The following is an 18,411-nucleotide window of genomic DNA, read 5'->3' on the forward strand; positions in this document are numbered from 1 at the left end:
CATCCCCGCTGCGCAAGGCTCGCCGGCCAGCATGCGCCGCGCTCCGGCACGCGGCGCACGATGCGCCGCGATGCAGCGAGGCACAGATGTGGTGCGCTGCAGCACTGTCGCCGTGCGACATCGCGGTGCGCGCTGACGGGGCACGATGCACGCCGGCGCGGCATCGCGTCTCTCCGCGCGCTGCGTGCGCATTCATGCACGCGGCCGTCGCGCCGCGCTCCCGCCGCGCATCGCGCCGGTTGGCCCGGATATTGCTGAAGCTCATGCATCACACCGGCAACGGCGCCGGTGGGCAGTTCCCGCAAAACCATGCCCGTCGATCACGGCGGGCCCGTCAGGACAACGGCGTCCCTCCCGTGCGCGGCACGGCCGGATGCCGGTATGTTTCTACCGCCCGCCGCCGCCGCGCAGACAACGCGCTATCGACGGCCGCACGCACGCGGCACTGGAACACGACATGACGACAGGCAAAGTCACCTTGCTGGGCGCCGGCCCCGGCGACCTCGATCTCCTCACGCTGAAGGCCGTCAAAGCACTGGCCGCCGCCGACGTGCTGCTGCTCGACGATCTCGTCGCGCCCGGCATCGCCGAACTCGCACCGCAGGCGCGCGTGATCCGCGTCGGCAAGCGCGGCGGCTGCCGCTCCACGCCGCAGGCGTTCATCGAGCGGCTGATGCGCCGCTACGCGCTGCGCGGCGCGCACGTGGTGCGCGTGAAGGGCGGCGACGCGCTGCTGTTCGGGCGGGCCGGCGAAGAGCTCGCGACGCTGCGCGCCGCCGCGATTCCCGTGGAGATCGTCAACGGCATCTCGTCGGGATTCGCGGCCGCCGCGAGCCTCGGCATCTCGCTCACGCACCGCGAGCACTGCCAGGGCGTCACGTTCGTCACCGCGCACCGCCAGGATCACGGCGAACCCGACTGGTCGCGGCTCGCGGCGACCGGCACCACGCTCACGATCTACATGGGGATGAGCCGCGTCGACAGCATTGCGGCGGGCCTGCTCGCCGCGTTGCCGGCGTCGACGCCGGCCGCGGCCGTGCAATGGGCCGGCACGCCCGACGAACGGCGCTGGACCGGCACGCTCGGCGGCCTTGCGCGCGGCATCGACGAAGCGCGGCTCGGCAGCCCGGCCGTGATCCTCGTCGGCGGCGCGATCGGCGAGGCGGCCGTGCAGCACGAGGATGCCGCGCGCGACGCGGCGCTGGCCCGGGCTGCGTAGCATGCGCTGCATCGCGCGGCGCCGGCCGCCCACCTCTTCCGAATCCATTGGCCGCGTTCGCGCCGGCCGCCGGTCGCACACGCGCGGTATCGGAACCGCGTCCCGACTCGGCCGTCACATGCCGTTAGCGCGTCGCGCCGACCTTCCGCCGCTGCCGCTCGCCTCATGAGTTCGTCCGCCCTGCCCACCCGCCTGCGCGTGCTGCTCGTCACCGACACCGACAAGCCGATCGGCGAGCTCGGCGACGCGCTCGCGCGCCTCGGCTACGAGATGCTGAACGACGTCGCGACGCCCGCGCGCCTGCCGGCGGCCGTCGAGGAACAGCGCCCCGACGTCGTGATCATCGATACCGATTCGCCGTCGCGCGACACGCTCGAGCAGCTCGCGGTGATGAACGCGACCGCGCCGCGCCCCGTGCTGATGTTCAGCCACGACGGCGACCAGGCGCTGATCCGCGCGGCGGTCGGCGCGGGCGTCAGCGCGTATCTCGTCGAAGGATTGTCGGCCGAGCGCCTCGCGCCGATTCTCGAAGTCGCGCTCGCGCGCTTCTCGCACGACGATGCGCTGCGCCGCCGGCTCGCCGACGTCGAGCGCGAACTCGCGGAGCGCAAGCTGATCGACCGCGCGAAACGCGTGCTGATGGACCAGCGCAGGCTGTCCGAGCACGATGCGTATGCGGCGCTGCGCAAGCGCGCGATGGATCAGGGCCTGCGCATCGTCGACGTCGCGCGGCAATTGCTCGACGCGTCACCCCAGCCATGACCGCCATGAATACTTCGCCTCCCGCCGCGCCGGAACGCGCGCATCTTCGCCTCGGGTTCGTCGCGCTGAGCGACGCGGCCCCGCTGATCGTCGCGCAGCGCCTGAACCTCGGTGCGCCGCACGGCCTGACGCTCGAACTGAACCGCCAGCCGTCGTGGGCCGCCGTGCGCGACAAGCTGCTGAGCGGCGAGCTCGACGCGGCACATGCGCTGTACGGGCTCGTCTGCGGGCTGCAGCTCGGCATCGGCGGCCCGCAGGCGGACATGGCCGCGCTGATGGTGCTGAACCGCAACGGCCAGGCCATTTCGTTCTCGCGCGGCCTCGCCGACGCGTACCGCGAGAGCGGCAGCGTGCGCGACGCGCTCGCGACGCTCGGCCGCAAGCCGCTGCTCGCGCAGACGTTCCCGACCGGCACGCACGCGATGTGGCTGAACCACTGGCTCGCATCGCACGGCGTCGATCCGCTGCGCGACGTGCGCAGCGTCGTGATCCCGCCGCCCGAGATGGTCGCCGCGCTCGCGAACGGCGAGCTCGACGGCTTCTGCGCGGGCGAGCCGTGGCATGCGGTCGCCGAAGCGTGCCAGGCCGGCCGCACCGTCGCCGTCACGAGCGAGATCTGGCCCGATCATCCGGAGAAGGTGCTCGCGGCCCGGCGCGACTTCGTGTCGCTGTATCCGGCCACCGCACGCGCGCTGATCCGCACGCTCGTCGATGCCTGCGCGTGGCTCGACAGCGCCGCGCACCGGGTCGAGGCGGCCGGCTGGCTCGCGTCGCCCGACGCGATCGGCGTGCCGGCCCGGCTGATCGCACCGCGCCTGCTCGGCGACTACGGCGCGGGGCCGTTCGCGGAGCCGCCGCTGCCGATCCGCTTCCACGACGGCGGCGCCGTGAACCGGCCCGATCCGCTCGACGGCCGGTGGTTCCTGGCCCAATACCGGCGCTGGGGCATGCTCGACGGTTCGCACGACGACACGGGGATCGCCGCGGCGATCGCGCAGACCGCGTTGTATGATGCTGCGGTCGCCGAAGGCGGCGCAGCGGGCCCGTCGCGCGCGTGATGCGCGCCATGTGACGCAGTTGGCGCGCGCGCCGGAGCCGTGCCACGCCGCCCCCCGGGCCACCCGGCGGCTTCCGGCATGCGCCGCACGGACGACACCGCATTGCCACTCCGTCCCCGATCCGAATCGATGCCGAAACGAACGCGCGCGCCGCTCGACGCGCTGCTCACCGAAATCCGCGCGTGCCGCGCATGCGAAGCCGAGCTCCCGCTCGGCCCGCGCCCGGTCGTGCGCGCGCATCGCGACGCACGGATCCTGATCGTCGGGCAGGCGCCGGGCGCGCGTGTCCATGCAAGCGGCATCCCGTGGGACGACGCGAGCGGCAAGCGGCTGCGCGGCTGGCTCGACGTCGATGCCGATACCTTCTACGACGAGATGCGCTTCGCGATCGTGCCGATGGGTTTCTGCTACCCGGGCCGCGGCGCGAGCGGCGACAACCCGCCGCGCCCCGAATGCGCGCAACTGTGGATCGACCGGCTGGTTGCCGAGTTGCCGTCGGTCCGGCTGACGCTGCTGATCGGCCAGTACGCGCAGCGGCATTTCCTGCGCGAGTCGCGCAAGGCAACGCTGACCGACACCGTGCACGCATGGTGCGACTACGGCCCCGGCGTGCTGCCGCTGCCGCATCCGTCGCCGCGCAACCAGGCGTGGTTCAAGCACCATCCGTGGTTCGACGCCGACGTCGTGCCCGAACTGCGCCGCCGGGTCGCGCCGCTGGTTGCGGGTTGATCGCGCGGCCCGGCACATCCCCGCCCATCCCCGCCGCGCCCGGTTCGCTGTACCATCGCGGCTCAACCGCGTCACGAACCGCAGAATCCTTCATGCCATCCACCGCCCCGCCGCGCCTGTACGGGATGCCCGAACGCAGCGACCGGCTCGATTTCTACATCCGCGACCAGGCGTCGCGCCAGGCGATCACCGAGCCGCACCGGCACGCGTATTTCCAGATCCAGTTCAACCTCGGCGGCGACACCGAGCAGCGGATCGGCGGCGTCACGCGGCCGTTTCCGCGCGGCGCGCTCGCGTTCGTGCTGCCGCACCGCGAGCACCTGATCCCGCATCCGGAAGGCGCGCACTTCATCGTCATCAACTTCAGCCAGGTGTTCCTGCGCGCCGATCTCGACGTCGATCCGCTCGATCTCGAGGACGTGCCCGCGCACCGCTTTCCCGAGCTGACGCCGTTCCGCTTCCAGGAGCATCTCGACTTCATCCTGACCGGCGACACGTACGACGAAGCGCGGCGCCTCGCGCTGTGCATGCTCGACACCGATCGCGTGCGCACCTTCGGCTCGACCACGCTGCTGCGCGGCTACCTGCTGCAACTGATCGGCCTCGTCTGCACGCAGTACGCGGGCGCGCTCGACAAGCTCGCGCAGCGCGGCGCCCAGCGCGCGGGCCGGCGCGATGCGCTCGCGCGCGTGCTGCGGCACGTGCGTGCGAACCTGACCCGCGAGGACCTGACGCTCGCCGCGACCGCCGAGGCCGCATTCCTGTCGCCGAACTACCTCGCGCACCTGGTCCGCAAGGAAACCGGCAGCACCTTCACCGATCTCGTGACCGAGCGCCGGATCGCGCTCGCGCAATCGCTGCTGGCCCACACGAGCCGGCGCATCGCGGACATCGCGCGCTCGGTCGGCTTTCGCGACGAAGGGTATTTCGCGCGGCGCTTCCGCGCGCGGGTCGGTGTGTCGCCGAAGGCGTACCGCGACGCAAACGCCGCGTTGCCGGACGGCGACGACGCACCCGCCGCCGACGACGCGTAGTTTTGTCCCGGTAAAACGCAGTTGCGTCGCATCCGGCCGCACGCGCGTCGGGTATCGTTGCACGCATGCCGGCCCGTGCGCCGCACGGGCGCCGGCATCCGTCTACCCACCGAACGAGGCCATCCGATGTCCGCCTATGTCATCGACGCTTCCGAGCGTCCTTCCGTCGAAGTCGAACAGTCCTCCGCGCGCTTTCCGGTGCGCCGCGTGTTCTGCGTCGGCCGCAACTACGCCGACCACGCACGCGAAATGGGCGCCGATCCCGACCGCGAGCCGCCGTTCTTCTTCACGAAGCCGGCCGACGCGATCGTCCCGGCAAGCGGCACCGTCCCGTATCCGCCGCTGACGAGCGACCTCCATCACGAAATCGAACTGGTCGTCGCGATCGGCAAGGACGGCCGGTCGATCGACCCGGCCGACGCGCTGTCGCACGTGTGGGGCTACGGCGTCGGCGTCGACCTCACGCGCCGCGACCTGCAGGCCGAAGCGAAGAAGCTGAGCCGTCCGTGGGACTGGGCGAAGGGCTTCGACGCGTCGGGCCCCGTGACCGCGCTGCGCGCGGCGACAGCCACCGGCCACCCGGCCGCCGGCCGCATCTGGCTCGCGGTCAACGGCGAAACGCGCCAGCAAGGCGATCTGGCCGACATGATCTGGGCCGTGCCCGACGTCATCGCATATGTGTCGCGTTCGGTCGAACTGAAGGCCGGCGACCTGATCTTCACCGGCACGCCGGCCGGCGTCGGCGCGCTGCAGCCGGGCGACCGCGTGACGGGCGGCGTCGACGGCGTCGCGGCATTCGAGTTCGTCGTCGGCGCGAAGCCGTAACGGATCAAAGAGGCACGCACGCGGGCGGATGCGGCGCCCGCCGTGCGTTGCGCGTTGCGGCTCTGGCCGGCCCGCGACGGCATTCCGGTTGCTCAGTCGTAGCGGCGCAGGAATTTGTCGGCGACGGCCGGCGGATTCAGCGCTTTCGCCGATTCGTTTTCCAGTGCCTCGGCTGCGTCGTCGTCGCTGATCGACACGAACAGCGTGATGGCTTCCCTTGCTTCGCCCGTGCCGAACAGGCCGTCGCGATCGAGCAGCCGCAACGCCTCGATCATGTCGGCGTGGAGTTGCCGGGAGAACTCCGCGAACCTCGACCGGACAAACGTCGGGCTCAGCACTTCGTCGGCCAGCTTGCCGCAGATCACGTTGAACGGCGACGCTTCCGCCGCCGCGTACGCCCATTCGGGACAGCCCCACACGTACCACGGATCCGGGTCCGCGACCGCCTGTTGCGCGCGGACCCGGCTCAGCCCTTCGACCGAATTGGCCGCCGGCACCACCGTCATCGCGCCGCTATCCGTATAAAGTGCGAACGCGTAGAAATGCTCGTCCGGGTGCAACGCCCGCAGCGCCTTGAACGTCGCCCTCGCGGCGTCGGCAATTTCCCGCTGGAAATCAGAAAAGTCGATCATCGCATCCTCGCCCAGTCGCCCAGTCGCCCTTCGCGCGTCGGGGAATACGGCTCGCGGATGGTTCGTCGTCTCCCGGCGTTCGATGAATTGTCCGCCAATCGCGCGCGGCACGGTAGCGGGCCGCACCCGCGTTCACTGCGCGGCGTCCCGCGCGTCGAACACCCGCACGCAGACGGCAGCCGCGAGCGCGAGCGCCGCCGACAGCAGCATCATCGCGAACGGCGCATAGCCCGCGTTGCCGGCGGTCAGCACCGCGCCCGTCAGCGACGACAGCGCGGCGCCGCCGGCGATCGTCATCGCACCGGCCAGCCCCGACGCACTGCCCGCCAGCTCCGGCCGCACCGACACGGCACCGGCATGCGCGCCGGGATTGGTCAGCCCGTTGCCGATGCCGACCAGCACGCACGGCCCGAACCACGCGATCGCATGCGTCGCGCCGCCGAATACCAGCGCGAGGCTGATCAACGGTCCCGCGCACGCGACGACACGACCGCACAGGATCGTCGTCGCCAGCGCGTAGTGGCGCGCGAAACGCGCGGCCAGAAAGCTGCCGCACACGAAACCGGCGGTGATCGTCCCCATGTAGAAACCGATCTCCGCCGGCGAGATGCCGAACAGCGTTTTCGCGGCGAGCGGCGCGCCGGCCAGGAACGCGTAGAACGAGCCCGTCGAAAACGCCATGCAAAGCGCATAGGCCCAGAAACGACGGGCGCGGAGCAGCGCCGGATACGCGCGAAGCTGCCGCCCGAGACTCGACGACCGGTTCGTGTGCGTTTCGACGAGATCGAATGCGCACCAGCCGAACAGCGCGATGCCGGCCGCGCCGAGCAACCAGAAGCTCGCGCGCCAGCCCACCGTCTGATCGAGTACGCCGCCGAGCGTCGGGCCGAGCATCGGCGCGAACGCGGCCGCCATCGCCGCATAGCCGATCCGGCTCGCCGCACGGCTGCCGCCGCCGGTGTCGCGGATCGTCGCCATCGACACCGGATAGACCGACGTGATCGCCGCCTGCATCAGCCGGCACGCGAGAAACACGCGGATATCGGTCGCCATCGCGCAGCCGAGCGAGCCGAGCGCGAACACGCCGACGCTTGTCAGCATGACCGGCCTTCGCCCGAACCGGTCCGACAGCGGCCCCATCACGAACTCGAGCGATGCCGCCACCGCCGCGTATCCACCGAGCGACAGCGCGACGAGCGCATAGTCGGCGCGCAGGTCGCGCGCGATCGCCGGCAGCGAAGGCAGGAACAGGCTCAACGGCAGCACCGAGAACGCGCACAGCAGGATCAGCGTCGCGTGTCGAGGCGACGCCGCAGTGGAGTCGATGGGCAGGTTCGGTTGCAAGCGAATGTCCTCCGCGCACGAGCCGCATGGGCGTGTGCAATGCAAAAAAGTTCTTAGGGGATTTCTGAGGAGCGCGAGAAAGACTGTCTGCGTTCGGCCATCTTCAGCCGCTCGCCATCGCGTTCACACAGACAGTCGAGCGACTGCTTAGCATCGGACAACAGACCTTCGAGGTCGACTGACATCGGCTGAAGCGATCATTCGGATGCGGGCGGGTATCCTCACGTCGCGCACCTCCACGTAGCGATCGCTGTCGCTACAATATCCTCCGTAGTGGTCCGTCTCATTCCGTCAATGGATGCCCGCTATCCTTCGAAGGAGCACGAAAATGGCCCATCGTAGAGGACTCCAGCTCGCAGCGTGTGTTTCTTTGGGATTGTTGTCGTTGGCCCTTGGCTGGCCGCGAATCACCTTGGCAGGCGACGAGCCAGACACGAACGCCGGCAAAAACGCTCCCGAACCACAAGCGAAAGTCACTTGGGCTGATCGAATACGCGAGGCCAAAGTGCAACAGGGTGAACCGATTGTGCTGATCGTGCATTCGGCAAAGGATTGCGTTTTTTGCCGTCGCTGGGAAGGTTCATTAGGTGGGAAAGGCGAATTTGAATCGTGGGCCAACACTCATCCAGACGTGCATCTTTTTATTGTGGAACGTGAGGCCATAGCTGCTCCCGAAACTGTCGACGACTATCCACCGGTTGTCCAGTGGCTTTTCGAGCGGCGACAACGACTGGACAAGTTATCGCCGGGAACTCCCACGTTCGAAATCTTCGTAAGACGAAAGATTGTCTGGCAGTCGTATGGGCTACGGTCGTGGGACCGAGACGTTTTTCCGGCACTGAAGGGCCTTGACAGCCGTCGCTTGCCTTCGAGAGCGGAATAGATGTCGGCACATGATGTGAACTTGTATTGCAATTAGCGAACGTGATCAATTTCTAATACCTCCCTACGCGCCGATTCGACAAGGCTCTTGCCTGTCTCGATCCCGTGAACTGGGATCGATGCCGCCGCAATGCCGGTGCGTTGGGACGGCAGGATCGTCATAGGACCGGCGAAAAGGCGCATTGCGCATCGGAGTTCATGAGCTGCCCAGACGCGAAGTTCGCCTTTCGGCGCGAACGATCCGCTTTGTGAAGCGCCCTCAATAACCCTAACCAGCAAAGTATGGAGTGCACCGTTTCGGGTGGGGCTTACCTGATCACAATCGAGTCCTGCGCGCGGCCATCATCTTTGGCTGGTATGCCAGACGTCCCGACATCATGCAAGCATGCTGTACTGGGTGACGGCGCGCGCGAACTGCCCATTAGCCTGCGCGCACCGCTCATAAACAGGTGTGATCGCGGAGGAATCGATTAAGGCCCCCCCCAGACCCACAAGTCGGGAACCGGAGTGACAGATGAAGTTCCGCTCGCCGACTTGCAATCAGCGGCGAAAGTCAGCGACTCGGTGTACGCAGGACTGCCGCAGCCGGCGGCGACCACCGAGGACAGCATATTGCCCTGCACGGAAACCGTCATCGGCTGTTCGCAGTAAATTGAACCATAGTTCCAGTAGATCGTTGCTCCGGTCAAGTCAGGGCGAATCGTGATGGAAGTGGCAGTAGTTGAAGCTAGGGACTCATTTAGCCCATACCACCAGCTCCCCACGGGACTGCAAGGTGTAAACGTCACGTTAGCCGGCGTCGAACTCTGATTGACATAGTTTGGATCTCCACTGTAGTTTGCGGAGACGGCAACCGCACTGGGCCCGACCATCGTGGCTGAACATTTGCCGATGCCTGTATTGTTAAGAGTCGCCGTGCAAATTGTCGCCCCGCCGTCCGTTACGACGTCCATTGTCCCGGTTGGTAGGCTTTGCCCCTGATCGGGGTTGGGTGAAACGATGGCCGTGAACATAACGACGGACCCCGAGGGGGCCGGGTTCGGACTTGCCGAGAGTGTGACGATAGTCATTGCCCGTTCTACCGCGATAGCTGTTGACGCGGTCGACACGTCAAAATTTGCGTCACCGCCATACGCACCGCTGACAGGTTGTGCAGTCCCCGCCGGGGAGGCGGGCAACGTACAACGGCCGCTACCGTTGACCAGGCTCGCAGAACATTTATTCGGGCCCATGGTCACCTGAACCGCACCGGTCGGCGTTTTACCGCCACTCGCGGTGGTATCGACGGCGGCTACCGTGACACTGACTGTGACCGGGTCCCCAAATCGCAGCGGGGTGGTGCTCGACGCGATCGTGATGCCGGTGGTGGTCGGGAACTTACACGATCCAATGTTTGCCTGTGTAAACCCCTGAATATCTTTGGTGAACGGCTTGGTAGTCTTGCTCACTCCGATTGTCTTGAAGAAGCCGCTGATTCCTCCATGAGCGCCCTCCGTTATCTGAGCGCAATAAGGTGGAGTATTCGCCACAACTTTCGCGGTCAATCCCACATTCGGACCTACTCTGATGTCTGCACCTAAAAGCGCCACCGTGTTCAACGCGGCGAGTGCAGGCCTGGGATTCAGATATAGACCGGCATCGGAAGTCAGTAACGCAAGCACGGGATCGCCCGCTGTCGTGATGTCAAAAGAAGACACTGAAGACGTGCCATTAATCGCCCCGGTTGAAATTGGAGCTGCGCCGGCCACATAATCAGTTGTCGCAGTTATTGAGAGATTTGCATCGACAGTCGTTTTCGACTCTAGGCTTGCTCCTCCATGAATGACAAAATTCACGGGGATGTAGATGCTAGCCAGTCTAACCCCTACTAAATTGAGAACCGAATCGTACACGGTTAGCGGAATCGGCACGCTAAATTGTTTGAGTGGGATCGTTGTATCGACCGCGACACCCTTTGAGAGTGCGAGGGTAACCGCGGCGTTCGTCGTTTCGTCCGCGGCGATGTGACCGGATTTCAGCCCCCCTGCGGCCGCATCAAACTGATAGTCGACATCGAGCCCAAGGGTGGTACTAACGCTGCCATTTCCGGAGATGCCACTTAAGGAAAAATCCACAGGAAAAGAGAGCGTTGTGCTTGTGGTGGCCGCTTTCGCCGCACGAACGCTTGTGCCTGCGCCTGCACCGGTGACTTCCTGATCGGCGCTGATTTGATATTTTCCGGTTATCTGCAGGGACGAAAAAACCGCTTCAACTGGAGGGTTCTGCACGGTGACGACCGTTTTCCCGCCAACGCTCGACGACGTCACCACTTGGTAGGCCGTATCGTTTGTGAGAAACACTGAGCCTGGCAAAAAGTTAACCAGTGCATTGAACGTGACGGACGTATCGGAAGTAGCAATGATTTGTGCGTTTTCCTGCGCTGTCAGAACGCGTACACCTGCCTCCAGAGTCCCTTTCGCCACTTGGGTATTTGCATTCGCGGGAGGCTCACTGGTGCTTACACCGCCCCCATCCCCACAGCCTGCCAGCACCGCGAAGCCGATTGCCGCTACCCACGAACGTATGTCCATAAGCCACTCCTCACGACCGAACACGATTCGGCCTACACGCTGCGACTCATCCAGCGTCAATAGCTGTATGCGCAGCGTCAGTTGCCCCAGTGTCGGCGCTCCAATATGGAGCAGATCTCAATAACGAAGTTAACGTCGAAAACGTTGCAACGCGATTGCGAGGACCCCGCGTTCCGATGTAGACGGAATTTGTGTTGAAAACGTCACCGAGCAGCGCCTCACGCGTTGTTGGTGTTGCCAAACGCTGCACAATCGGCAGAGCGAAGATCGTGCCGAGCCGCGTGGCTGCTCGCGTGGAGCGCCGGGCGCCGAACCAAAGCGAGCAAGAAGGTTACATTCCTGAAACAGCCGTGGCGCATGCGTCGCTTGGGCTGCGTCGAGCCGCATCGTCTCCGGCCCGCTTCGTCGTTGCCGACGCGCGCATGCGTCCGTTACCGCAAGTTCGGGTGGTCCATAGGGGATGATCAGCCAACTGGCTTGACCTTTGAATGTCCGCTGCACTCCGCAATACGACGCCAGATCAGTAATGCAATGACCGGCCGCTTCGGGTCGTCAAGCGACATCCACTGAACTCCACGAAGCCCCCCCGAACAAGTCGGGGGGCGCATAGGTGCCCGCGCGGTGCCGCTACCGGATCCTGCGCCTGCATACGACTACGATGAAGAATGCCGCTTTCATGCGGGACGGCTCCTGAATGCCGGGGAGCTAATGTCGGAAGTGGTGTACGGCGGTGTGGAGCGGAATCGGCGGGAGGCGGTGGCGATTGCAGGAGAATGTTGCTTTCCAAGGTAACGAACCCAGCAACCAATCCACCACCATGGCGAAACGTAATCGGGAAGCGAACGACAGTCAAGCAACGGAAACAGAATTCAAGGGGCCCGTCGGCCTGGACGAGTTGATCCAGCAAGGCGCGCGGCAGATTATCCAGCAAGCGATCGAGGCGGAATTGAAGGCATTGCTCGAGCAATATTCGAACGTGAAGACGCTGGACGGCCGGCGGGCGATCGTGCGCAACGGCTATCTGCCTGAGCGAGACGTTGTCACGGCAATCGGACCGGTAACGGTCCAGGTGCCGAAGGTCCGCGATCGCTCGGGCTCGGGGGTAAAGTTCAACTCGGAGATCGTGCCGCCCTACGTGCGCAAGTCGCCGCGTGTGTCGTCGGCGCTGCCGTGGCTGTATCTGCGCGGCGTCTCGACCGGCGACATGAGCGAAGCGCTCAGCGTATTGCTCGGCGACCAGGCGAAAGGCCTGTCGGCAAATACCGTCATTCGTCTCAAAGCGATCTGGGCGGACGAATTCGCGCAATGGAACAATCGGGACTTGTCGGCGGCCCGCTGGGTCTACTGGTGGGCCGACGGCATTCATACTGGGGCGCGCAGCGAGGATTCCGACGGGCAATGTCTGCTGGTGATCATCGGCGTGAAGCCAGACGGCAGCAAGGAACGCGTCGCGCTCGCCGACGGCTACCGCGAGTCGAAGGATTCGTGGGTCGAGCTACTGCTCGATCTGAAGGCTCGCGGTCTACAAGCCGGCCCACTGCTAGCCGTCGGCGACGGCGCGATGGGCTTGTGGGCGGCACTCGAGGAAGTGTTCCCGCAGACGCGGCACCAGCGCTGCTGGTTTCACAAGATCGGCAACGTGCTCAACGCGTTGCCGAAGTCGCAGCAGGGCAAGGCCAAGGCCGCGCTCGCGGAGATCTGGAACGCCGCGACGCGCGCCGATGCGATCGTCGCCTACGATCAGTTCGTCGCGACCTATACGGCCAAATATCCGAAAGCTGTCGAGAAGGTCACGAAGGATCGCGACGAGCTGCTCGCGTTTTACGACTTCCCGGCCGAGCACTGGCAGCATGTGCGCACGACGAATCCGATCGAGTCGACCTTCGCGACGGTCCGCCACCGCACGACCCGCACGCGAAACTGTCTGTCGCGCGCGACCTTCCTCGGCATGGCCTTCAAGCTCATCGAAGCAGCAGAGGAATCATGGCGCCGCATTCGCGGTGTCGACAAAATCGAACAGATCTTGAACGGCGTGCCCTTCAAGGACGGAACACCGGTGACCGAGAGCACACCGGCTCCTGCTCAACCGCTTGCCGCTTGATCATGCTGCTCGACTGTCGTACACCACATTTGACATTAGCTCAATGCCGGGCCGACTGCCGGCGATACCGGACGATGGCAGGCGGACGACGCCAGCCACGTCAACGTCCTAACGCACACGCACCGACACGAACTTCCGCGCGTTGTTGCGCTGGATCAGCAGCGCGATCACGCTGCCGTTCGCTTCGAGCGACTGCACGTCGTCCGGCGTCTCGAGCAGCGCGTCGTTGATCTCGAGCACGACATCGCCCGGCTGGATGCCCGCCCTCGCTGCCGGGCCGTGCACCGCGTCCACCATCATCCCGACCGCGAGCCCCGTCGAGCGGCGCTCGTCGTCGCTCAGCGCATGCATCGTCAGCCCCAGGCGATCGCCGCCTTCGCCCGCCGCCGGCCCCGGCCGTGCAGCGGCCTTCGGCGCAACCATGCCGACTGTCGTGCCCGCGCTGCCGGCCGCGTCGTCGGCGCCCGTGATCGTCAGCATCATCGGCGCGCGCTTGCGAATCACCCGCAGCGACGCCTTCTCGCCGGGTGACAGCGCGGCGGCCAGGTCGTTCAGTTCGGCCGAGCGGCCGATCGTCTTGTCGCCCAGTTTCACGATCACGTCGCCGGGCCTCACGCCGGCCGCGGCGGCCGGCGAACCGGGCGCGACGCCGTTGACGAGCGCGCCCGCCGGACGCGGCAGCCCAAACGCCGCGGCCAGCCCGATGCCGACATCCTGCACATCGACGCCGAACGCGTTGACGGACGGCGCACCCTGCGCCGGCGCCTGAGCCTGTTGCGCCTGCATCTGCGTCTGTAGCTGCGCCCGCACCTTTGCCGCGAACGCGATCGGGATCGCAAACGTCATGCTCGCGTAGCGGTCGGTGCCCGTATAGACCTGCACCGCGATGCCGATCACGTCGCCCGCGCGATTGAACACGGGGCCGCCCGAGTTGTCGGGATTCGGCGCGATATCGGTTTCGAAGAACGGAAACGCGCTGCCGTCCGGCAGCCGGTGCGACGTCGCGCTGACGATCCCGGCCGTGACCGTGTTGCCCGATCCGTCCGGCGCGCCGATCGTCATCACCGGTTCGCCCGCACGCACCTTCGCCGAATCGCCGATGCGCACGAACGGCAGCTTCGTTGCGTTGACACGCAACACGGCGACGTCGCTTTGCGGATCGACGGTCAGCACCGTCGCCTTGAATTCGCGGTGGTCGGTGAGCCGCACCGTCACGTCGGTCGCATCGTCGACAACGTGCGCGGACGTGAGGATCAGGCCGTCGGCGCTGACGATGAATCCCGAGCCGCTGCCCGATACCGCGCGCAGCGCCGTGTCGGGCGGCGGCGCCTGCGATCCTGGCGCGGGCGCCGGCGCGGCGCGCCGGAAGAACGCGGCAAGCGGATCGTCGGGATCGAGCATCGCGAAGGACGGCCCGCCGGCCTGCTGGTCGGGCGCGGCGGTCATGATCGTCACGACCGCGGGTCCGTAACGATCGACGATCGCCGGAAAATCGACCGGCATCGCGTAAGGCGCGGCGGCCGGCCTTTCCTTCATGGCAGGTTTGACGGGCGGTGCGAGCGTCCCCGCAATGGCGGCTGGCGGCGGTAGCAAGAAACCGGCAAATACGCCCCCGATCAACGCGGTGCGAAGCACGGCGCGAGCAAGCGTCTGGCGAACCACGGTGCACCTCCCCCGGCAGTCGCGGCGCCGACTTGCGCGAGACGCGCAGGCACCCGACAAGCACCGGTACACGCATCCATTTATAGTCCACGCGGCCCGATGAAACATACGAATCGAAACCCGCATGCCGGGTGATTCAGCGGCCGCGGAGCCGCGACGGCGTTCGTTTCGAACAAAGCGCGCGATTCGTCAATCCGCACAAGTCCGGCGACCGTTCAATCCCCGCCGACCCGCTCCGCGATCGCCGACAACGTCCGCAACATCGGCTCGAACGCATCGGCCGACGTATTGCCGAAGCCGAGCACGAGCCCGTTGGCCGCCGACTCCGCATGAATCGAAAAACCCGACAGCGGAAACGGGCCGATGCCATGCGCGCGCGCCGCGTCGACGATCGCGCGGTCGCGGTAGCGCGCCGGCAGCCGCAGCGCGAGATGCAATCCGCACGGCCCGCCCTCGATCTGGTGCGGCACGCTCAGGCTGCCGTCGAGCGCGGCGAGCAGCAACCGCCGCCGGTCGCGATACAACCGGCGCATCCGGCCGAGATGGCGGCCGTACTCGCCTGTCTCGATGAAATCGGCCAGCGCGAGCTGCACATGGCGCGTCCCGCCGCGCAGCATCTCCGGCAGCACCGTCCGCACGGCGGCCAGCAGCGCCTCGGGCAGCACCAGAAAGCCGATCCGCAGCGCCGGAAACATCGTCTTGCTGAACGAGCCGAGATAGACCACGGGCGAATCGGGCGCGAGCCCGTGCATCGCACCGATCGGCTCGCCGGTGTGACGGAATTCGCTGTCGTAATCGTCCTCGATGATCCACGCACGATGCCGGCGCGCGGCATCGATCAGCGCGAGCCGCCGCGAGATCGACAGCACGGCGCCGGTCGGAAACTGGTTCGACGGCGTCGTATAGACGAGACGCGGCGTCCGCTCGCGCCAGTCGTCCTCGTCCGCGCGCAGCCCTTCCGCGTCGACCGGCATCGGCACGACGTCGAGGTCGGCCGCCTGCATCGCGGTGCGCGCGCCGCGATAGCCGGGCTCCTCGACCCACACCGTCTCGCCCGGGTTCGTCAGCAACTGCGCGCACAGCGCAATCGCGCCCTGCGCGCCTTCGGTGATCACGATCTGCTCGGGATCGCAGCGCACGCCGCGCGTCACGGCCAGGTGCCGCGCGATCGATTCGCGCAGCGCGGGTTCGCCGAGCGGATCGCCATAGGCGAGCAGGTCGCGGGCGGCACGGCGCAGCGCTCGGTCGATCGCGTGCCGCCACGCATCCACCGGGAAATGCGACAGCGCGGGAACGCCCGGCCGGAAGCCCTCCGATTCGCCGCTGCCGACGAGGCTCGGGCGAATCCGGCCGAGCCGCTGCGCGACGGCCGGTGGCGCGGCACGCCGGTGCGGCGGCGCCGGCCGCGACAGCCCGACGACGCGCGTGCCGCGGCGGTCGGACTGCAGGAAGCCTTCGGCGACGAGCTGCTCGTAGACGGCGGCCGTCGTGTTGCGCGACACGCCGAGCGTGTCGGCCAGCGCGCGCGTGCCGGGCAGCCGCGTGCCGGCGGGCATCGCGCCGCCGAGAATCGCGTCGCGCACGCGGCGCAGCAACTGGCGCTGCAGCGAGGGCGCGCCCGGCGTGCGCGCCAGCGGCGCGTCGAGCGGCAGCAACGGAGAGTCGCCGGAAGGAAAGGCAGTCGTCATCGGAACATCGCAGCGTGAAAGTGTCGGAACGTGGCGCACGGACCGTGGCACCATAAATTTGCCGGCCTGTGGCGCTTTTCATGGTACCTCGCCGCGACTACGATCGTCTGCATGCCGGCATGTCGCCGGCCGCCAACCGAAGCGAGATCGACCTTGTCCACGCTCACCAACGCCTTCCAGCAACCCATCGGCCACCCCGTTCCCGACTGGTCCGCGCGCCCGCGCCCCGAGCGCATCGCGCTCGAGGGCCGCTACTGCCGGCTCGAACCGCTCGACGCCGAGCGCCACGCGGCCGATCTGTACGCCGCCTATGCGCAGGCGCCCGACGGCAGCGACTGGACCTATCTCGCGCACGGGCCGTACACCGACGAGTCGGGCTACCGCGACTACGCGCGCGGCGCGCAGGCGAGCGCCGATCCGCTGCACTACACGGTGATCGACGTTGCCACGGGCCGCGCGGTCGGCACGCTCGCGCTGATGCGCATCGATCCGGCCAACGGCGTGATCGAGGTCGGCTCCGTCACGTTCTCGCCGCGGCTCAAGCGCACGCCCGTGTCGACCGAAGCGCAGTACCTGCTGATGAAGTACGCGTTCGACACGCTCGGCTACCGGCGCTACGAATGGAAGTGCGACGACCTGAACGCGCCGTCGCGCAAGGCGGCCGCGCGGCTCGGCTTCCGCTACGAAGGCACGTTCCGGCAGGCGATCGTCTACAAGGGCCGCAGTCGCGACACCGCGTGGTATTCGATCGTCGACGGCGAATGGCCGGCCGTGCGCGCCGCGTTCGACGCGTGGCTCGCGCCGGAGAACTTCGATGCACACGGCGAGCAACGCCAGTCGCTCACCGCGATCCGCCACGCGCAGGCGAACGCGCGCGACGCAGCCGCCCGCGCGAACGACGCGACGCGCGTCACGGTGCGTCCGCTCGTCGCCGCCGACGAAGCTGCGTGGCGCCCGCTGTGGCAGGGTTATCAGAAGTTCTACGACACCGCGCTGAGCGATGCCGTGTTCGCGACGACGTGGGCGCGCCTGATGGATCCCGCCGAGCCGATGTTCGTGCTCGGCGCATTCGACGCATCGGGTGCGCTGGTCGGGATCGTGCATTCGATCTACCACCGCTCGTGCTGGACCGAAGGGCCGTACTGCTACCTGCAGGACCTGTACACGGCGCCCGACGCACGCGGGCAAGGCGCGGGCGGCGCGCTGATCGAGGCCGTGTACGAACGCGCCCGCGAAGCCGGCGCGAGCCGCGTGTACTGGCTCACGCATGAAACCAACACGACCGCGCGCGCGCTGTACCACAGGCTCGCGAACAATGCCGGGTTCATCCAGTACCGGCACGATCTGAAGAAGTAACGCGGCTCAGCGGCCGGCCGGCGTTCAGTCGAGAACGTCGGCCGGATCCCTTGAAGCGTCGTCCTCGGGCGCAACGTCCGCGCGCGCCGCGCCGGCCGCGCACGGCACCGACGCCGGGCAGATCATCTCGTCGCCGTTCGCGGGCACGGGCCGCCGCACCGGCCGGAACACCGGCTCGCCGGGCTCGATCGGCCGCCCCGAGATCGCACAGCGGCCCGGCTGCAATGCGACGCGCAGGCGCCAGCGCTGCTCGCCGTAATGGCAACGGCCGCTCTCGACCCAGCGAATCAGCAACCCGCCGTCGCGGGCCTCCAGCACCGTGACGAACAGTTGCGGGCGCAACGGCGACACCGCGGCCGACGCTTGCTCCGGAACCGGTGCGCGGCCGATCGTCACGAGCGGATGCGCGACGCCGCCGCCGTGCGGTGGCATCGCATCGTGTTCGCCAGATGACGGCGCTTCGCTCGACAGGTCTTCTTCGCAAATCCGGCTTTCCATGGTGTTCGGCATGCTTGACGGGTTGACGTGCAGGTTGAACGGCACCGGCGC

At 67.2% G+C, this 18,411-nt stretch carries 15 protein-coding genes; 9 read left to right on the plus strand and 6 right to left on the minus strand.

Annotated elements, in window-relative coordinates:
• Window positions 1-457: 457 nt before the first annotated feature.
• From cobA to FPJ27_RS12175, 6 genes are all read left to right on the plus strand, one after another.
• Window positions 458-1,219 (plus strand): uroporphyrinogen-III C-methyltransferase, encoded by a 762-nt coding sequence (gene cobA / locus FPJ27_RS12150; protein ID WP_204421283.1) that lies wholly within the window; start codon window positions 458-460, stop codon window positions 1,217-1,219.
• Between the two features lie 165 nt (window positions 1,220-1,384).
• Window positions 1,385-1,981: an ANTAR domain-containing protein gene (locus FPJ27_RS12155; RefSeq protein WP_034180215.1), complete on the plus strand. Its 597-nt coding sequence runs from the start codon at window positions 1,385-1,387 to the stop codon at window positions 1,979-1,981.
• 5 nt (window positions 1,982-1,986) lie between these two features.
• On the plus strand, window positions 1,987-3,039 hold the full coding sequence (locus FPJ27_RS12160) for a CmpA/NrtA family ABC transporter substrate-binding protein (protein WP_204421284.1): 1,053 nt from the start codon (window positions 1,987-1,989) through the stop codon (window positions 3,037-3,039).
• A 129-nt stretch (window positions 3,040-3,168) separates the two neighbouring features.
• Complete coding sequence (locus FPJ27_RS12165) at window positions 3,169-3,768, plus strand: uracil-DNA glycosylase family protein (RefSeq protein ID WP_204421285.1); 600 nt, start codon at window positions 3,169-3,171, stop codon at window positions 3,766-3,768.
• Window positions 3,769-3,860: 92 nt separating this feature from the next.
• Window positions 3,861-4,802 (plus strand): helix-turn-helix transcriptional regulator, encoded by a 942-nt coding sequence (locus tag FPJ27_RS12170; protein WP_204421286.1) that lies wholly within the window; start codon window positions 3,861-3,863, stop codon window positions 4,800-4,802.
• Window positions 4,803-4,928: 126 nt separating this feature from the next.
• Window positions 4,929-5,627, plus strand: a complete 699-nt coding sequence (locus FPJ27_RS12175) for a fumarylacetoacetate hydrolase family protein (protein ID WP_072438717.1) — start codon at window positions 4,929-4,931, stop codon at window positions 5,625-5,627.
• A gap of 92 nt (window positions 5,628-5,719) precedes the next feature.
• On the opposite strand, the gene FPJ27_RS12180 is transcribed toward FPJ27_RS12175, so the two are convergent.
• On the minus strand, window positions 5,720-6,259 hold the full coding sequence (locus FPJ27_RS12180; RefSeq protein ID WP_204421287.1) for a DUF4303 domain-containing protein: 540 nt from the start codon (window positions 6,257-6,259) through the stop codon (window positions 5,720-5,722).
• A gap of 132 nt (window positions 6,260-6,391) precedes the next feature.
• The gene (locus tag FPJ27_RS12185; RefSeq protein WP_204421288.1) at window positions 6,392-7,603 is read right to left on the minus strand and encodes an MFS transporter; all 1,212 of its coding nucleotides are present in this window, start codon (window positions 7,601-7,603) and stop codon (window positions 6,392-6,394) included.
• Between the two features lie 328 nt (window positions 7,604-7,931).
• Between FPJ27_RS12185 and FPJ27_RS12190 the strand changes: the two genes are divergently transcribed.
• Window positions 7,932-8,486: a hypothetical protein gene (locus tag FPJ27_RS12190; protein ID WP_204421289.1), complete on the plus strand. Its 555-nt coding sequence runs from the start codon at window positions 7,932-7,934 to the stop codon at window positions 8,484-8,486.
• 469 nt (window positions 8,487-8,955) lie between these two features.
• Here FPJ27_RS12190 and FPJ27_RS12195 read toward each other — a convergent pair whose 3' ends face one another.
• Entirely contained in the window at window positions 8,956-11,055 is a 2,100-nt protein-coding gene (locus tag FPJ27_RS12195) for an Ig-like domain-containing protein (protein ID WP_204421290.1), read from the minus strand.
• An 817-nt stretch (window positions 11,056-11,872) separates the two neighbouring features.
• Between FPJ27_RS12195 and FPJ27_RS12200 the strand changes: the two genes are divergently transcribed.
• On the plus strand, window positions 11,873-13,156 hold the full coding sequence (locus tag FPJ27_RS12200; protein ID WP_204420906.1) for an IS256 family transposase: 1,284 nt from the start codon (window positions 11,873-11,875) through the stop codon (window positions 13,154-13,156).
• 108 nt (window positions 13,157-13,264) lie between these two features.
• Here the strand turns inward: FPJ27_RS12200 and FPJ27_RS12205 are convergent, their stop codons facing one another.
• Both FPJ27_RS12205 and FPJ27_RS12210 read right to left on the minus strand, forming a co-directional pair.
• A complete protein-coding gene (locus FPJ27_RS12205; RefSeq protein WP_204421291.1) occupies window positions 13,265-14,818 on the minus strand; it encodes a trypsin-like peptidase domain-containing protein in 1,554 nt (517 codons plus the stop codon).
• Window positions 14,819-15,033: 215 nt separating this feature from the next.
• Window positions 15,034-16,506, minus strand: coding sequence for a PLP-dependent aminotransferase family protein (locus FPJ27_RS12210; protein ID WP_204421292.1), 1,473 nt, complete (start codon window positions 16,504-16,506; stop codon window positions 15,034-15,036).
• A 153-nt stretch (window positions 16,507-16,659) separates the two neighbouring features.
• On the opposite strand from FPJ27_RS12210, the gene FPJ27_RS12215 reads away from it, so the two are divergent.
• Window positions 16,660-17,862, plus strand: coding sequence for a GNAT family N-acetyltransferase (locus FPJ27_RS12215; RefSeq protein ID WP_204421293.1), 1,203 nt, complete (start codon window positions 16,660-16,662; stop codon window positions 17,860-17,862).
• 24 nt (window positions 17,863-17,886) lie between these two features.
• On the opposite strand, the gene FPJ27_RS12220 is transcribed toward FPJ27_RS12215, so the two are convergent.
• A complete protein-coding gene (locus FPJ27_RS12220; RefSeq protein WP_204421294.1) occupies window positions 17,887-18,372 on the minus strand; it encodes a DUF3331 domain-containing protein in 486 nt (161 codons plus the stop codon).
• Window positions 18,373-18,411: the final 39 nt, after the last annotated feature.

It is taken from the genome of Burkholderia sp. MS455 (assembly GCF_016899445.1).
In the GTDB taxonomy this organism is placed as follows: domain Bacteria; phylum Pseudomonadota; class Gammaproteobacteria; order Burkholderiales; family Burkholderiaceae; genus Burkholderia; species Burkholderia pyrrocinia_C.

Coding starts and splice junctions, on each gene's coding strand:
- cobA (WP_204421283.1), top strand. CDS start 458: ATGACGACAGGCAAAGTCACCTTGCTGGGCGCCGGCCCCGGCGACCTC.
- FPJ27_RS12155 (WP_034180215.1), top strand. CDS start 1,385: ATGAGTTCGTCCGCCCTGCCCACCCGCCTGCGCGTGCTGCTCGTCACC.
- FPJ27_RS12160 (WP_204421284.1), top strand. CDS start 1,987: ATGAATACTTCGCCTCCCGCCGCGCCGGAACGCGCGCATCTTCGCCTC.
- FPJ27_RS12165 (WP_204421285.1), top strand. CDS start 3,169: ATGCCGAAACGAACGCGCGCGCCGCTCGACGCGCTGCTCACCGAAATC.
- FPJ27_RS12170 (WP_204421286.1), top strand. CDS start 3,861: ATGCCATCCACCGCCCCGCCGCGCCTGTACGGGATGCCCGAACGCAGC.
- FPJ27_RS12175 (WP_072438717.1), top strand. CDS start 4,929: ATGTCCGCCTATGTCATCGACGCTTCCGAGCGTCCTTCCGTCGAAGTC.
- FPJ27_RS12180 (WP_204421287.1), bottom strand. CDS start 6,259: ATGATCGACTTTTCTGATTTCCAGCGGGAAATTGCCGACGCCGCGAGG.
- FPJ27_RS12190 (WP_204421289.1), top strand. CDS start 7,932: ATGGCCCATCGTAGAGGACTCCAGCTCGCAGCGTGTGTTTCTTTGGGA.
- FPJ27_RS12195 (WP_204421290.1), bottom strand. CDS start 11,055: ATGGACATACGTTCGTGGGTAGCGGCAATCGGCTTCGCGGTGCTGGCA.
- FPJ27_RS12200 (WP_204420906.1), top strand. CDS start 11,873: ATGGCGAAACGTAATCGGGAAGCGAACGACAGTCAAGCAACGGAAACA.
- FPJ27_RS12210 (WP_204421292.1), bottom strand. CDS start 16,506: ATGACGACTGCCTTTCCTTCCGGCGACTCTCCGTTGCTGCCGCTCGAC.
- FPJ27_RS12220 (WP_204421294.1), bottom strand. CDS start 18,372: ATGCCGAACACCATGGAAAGCCGGATTTGCGAAGAAGACCTGTCGAGC.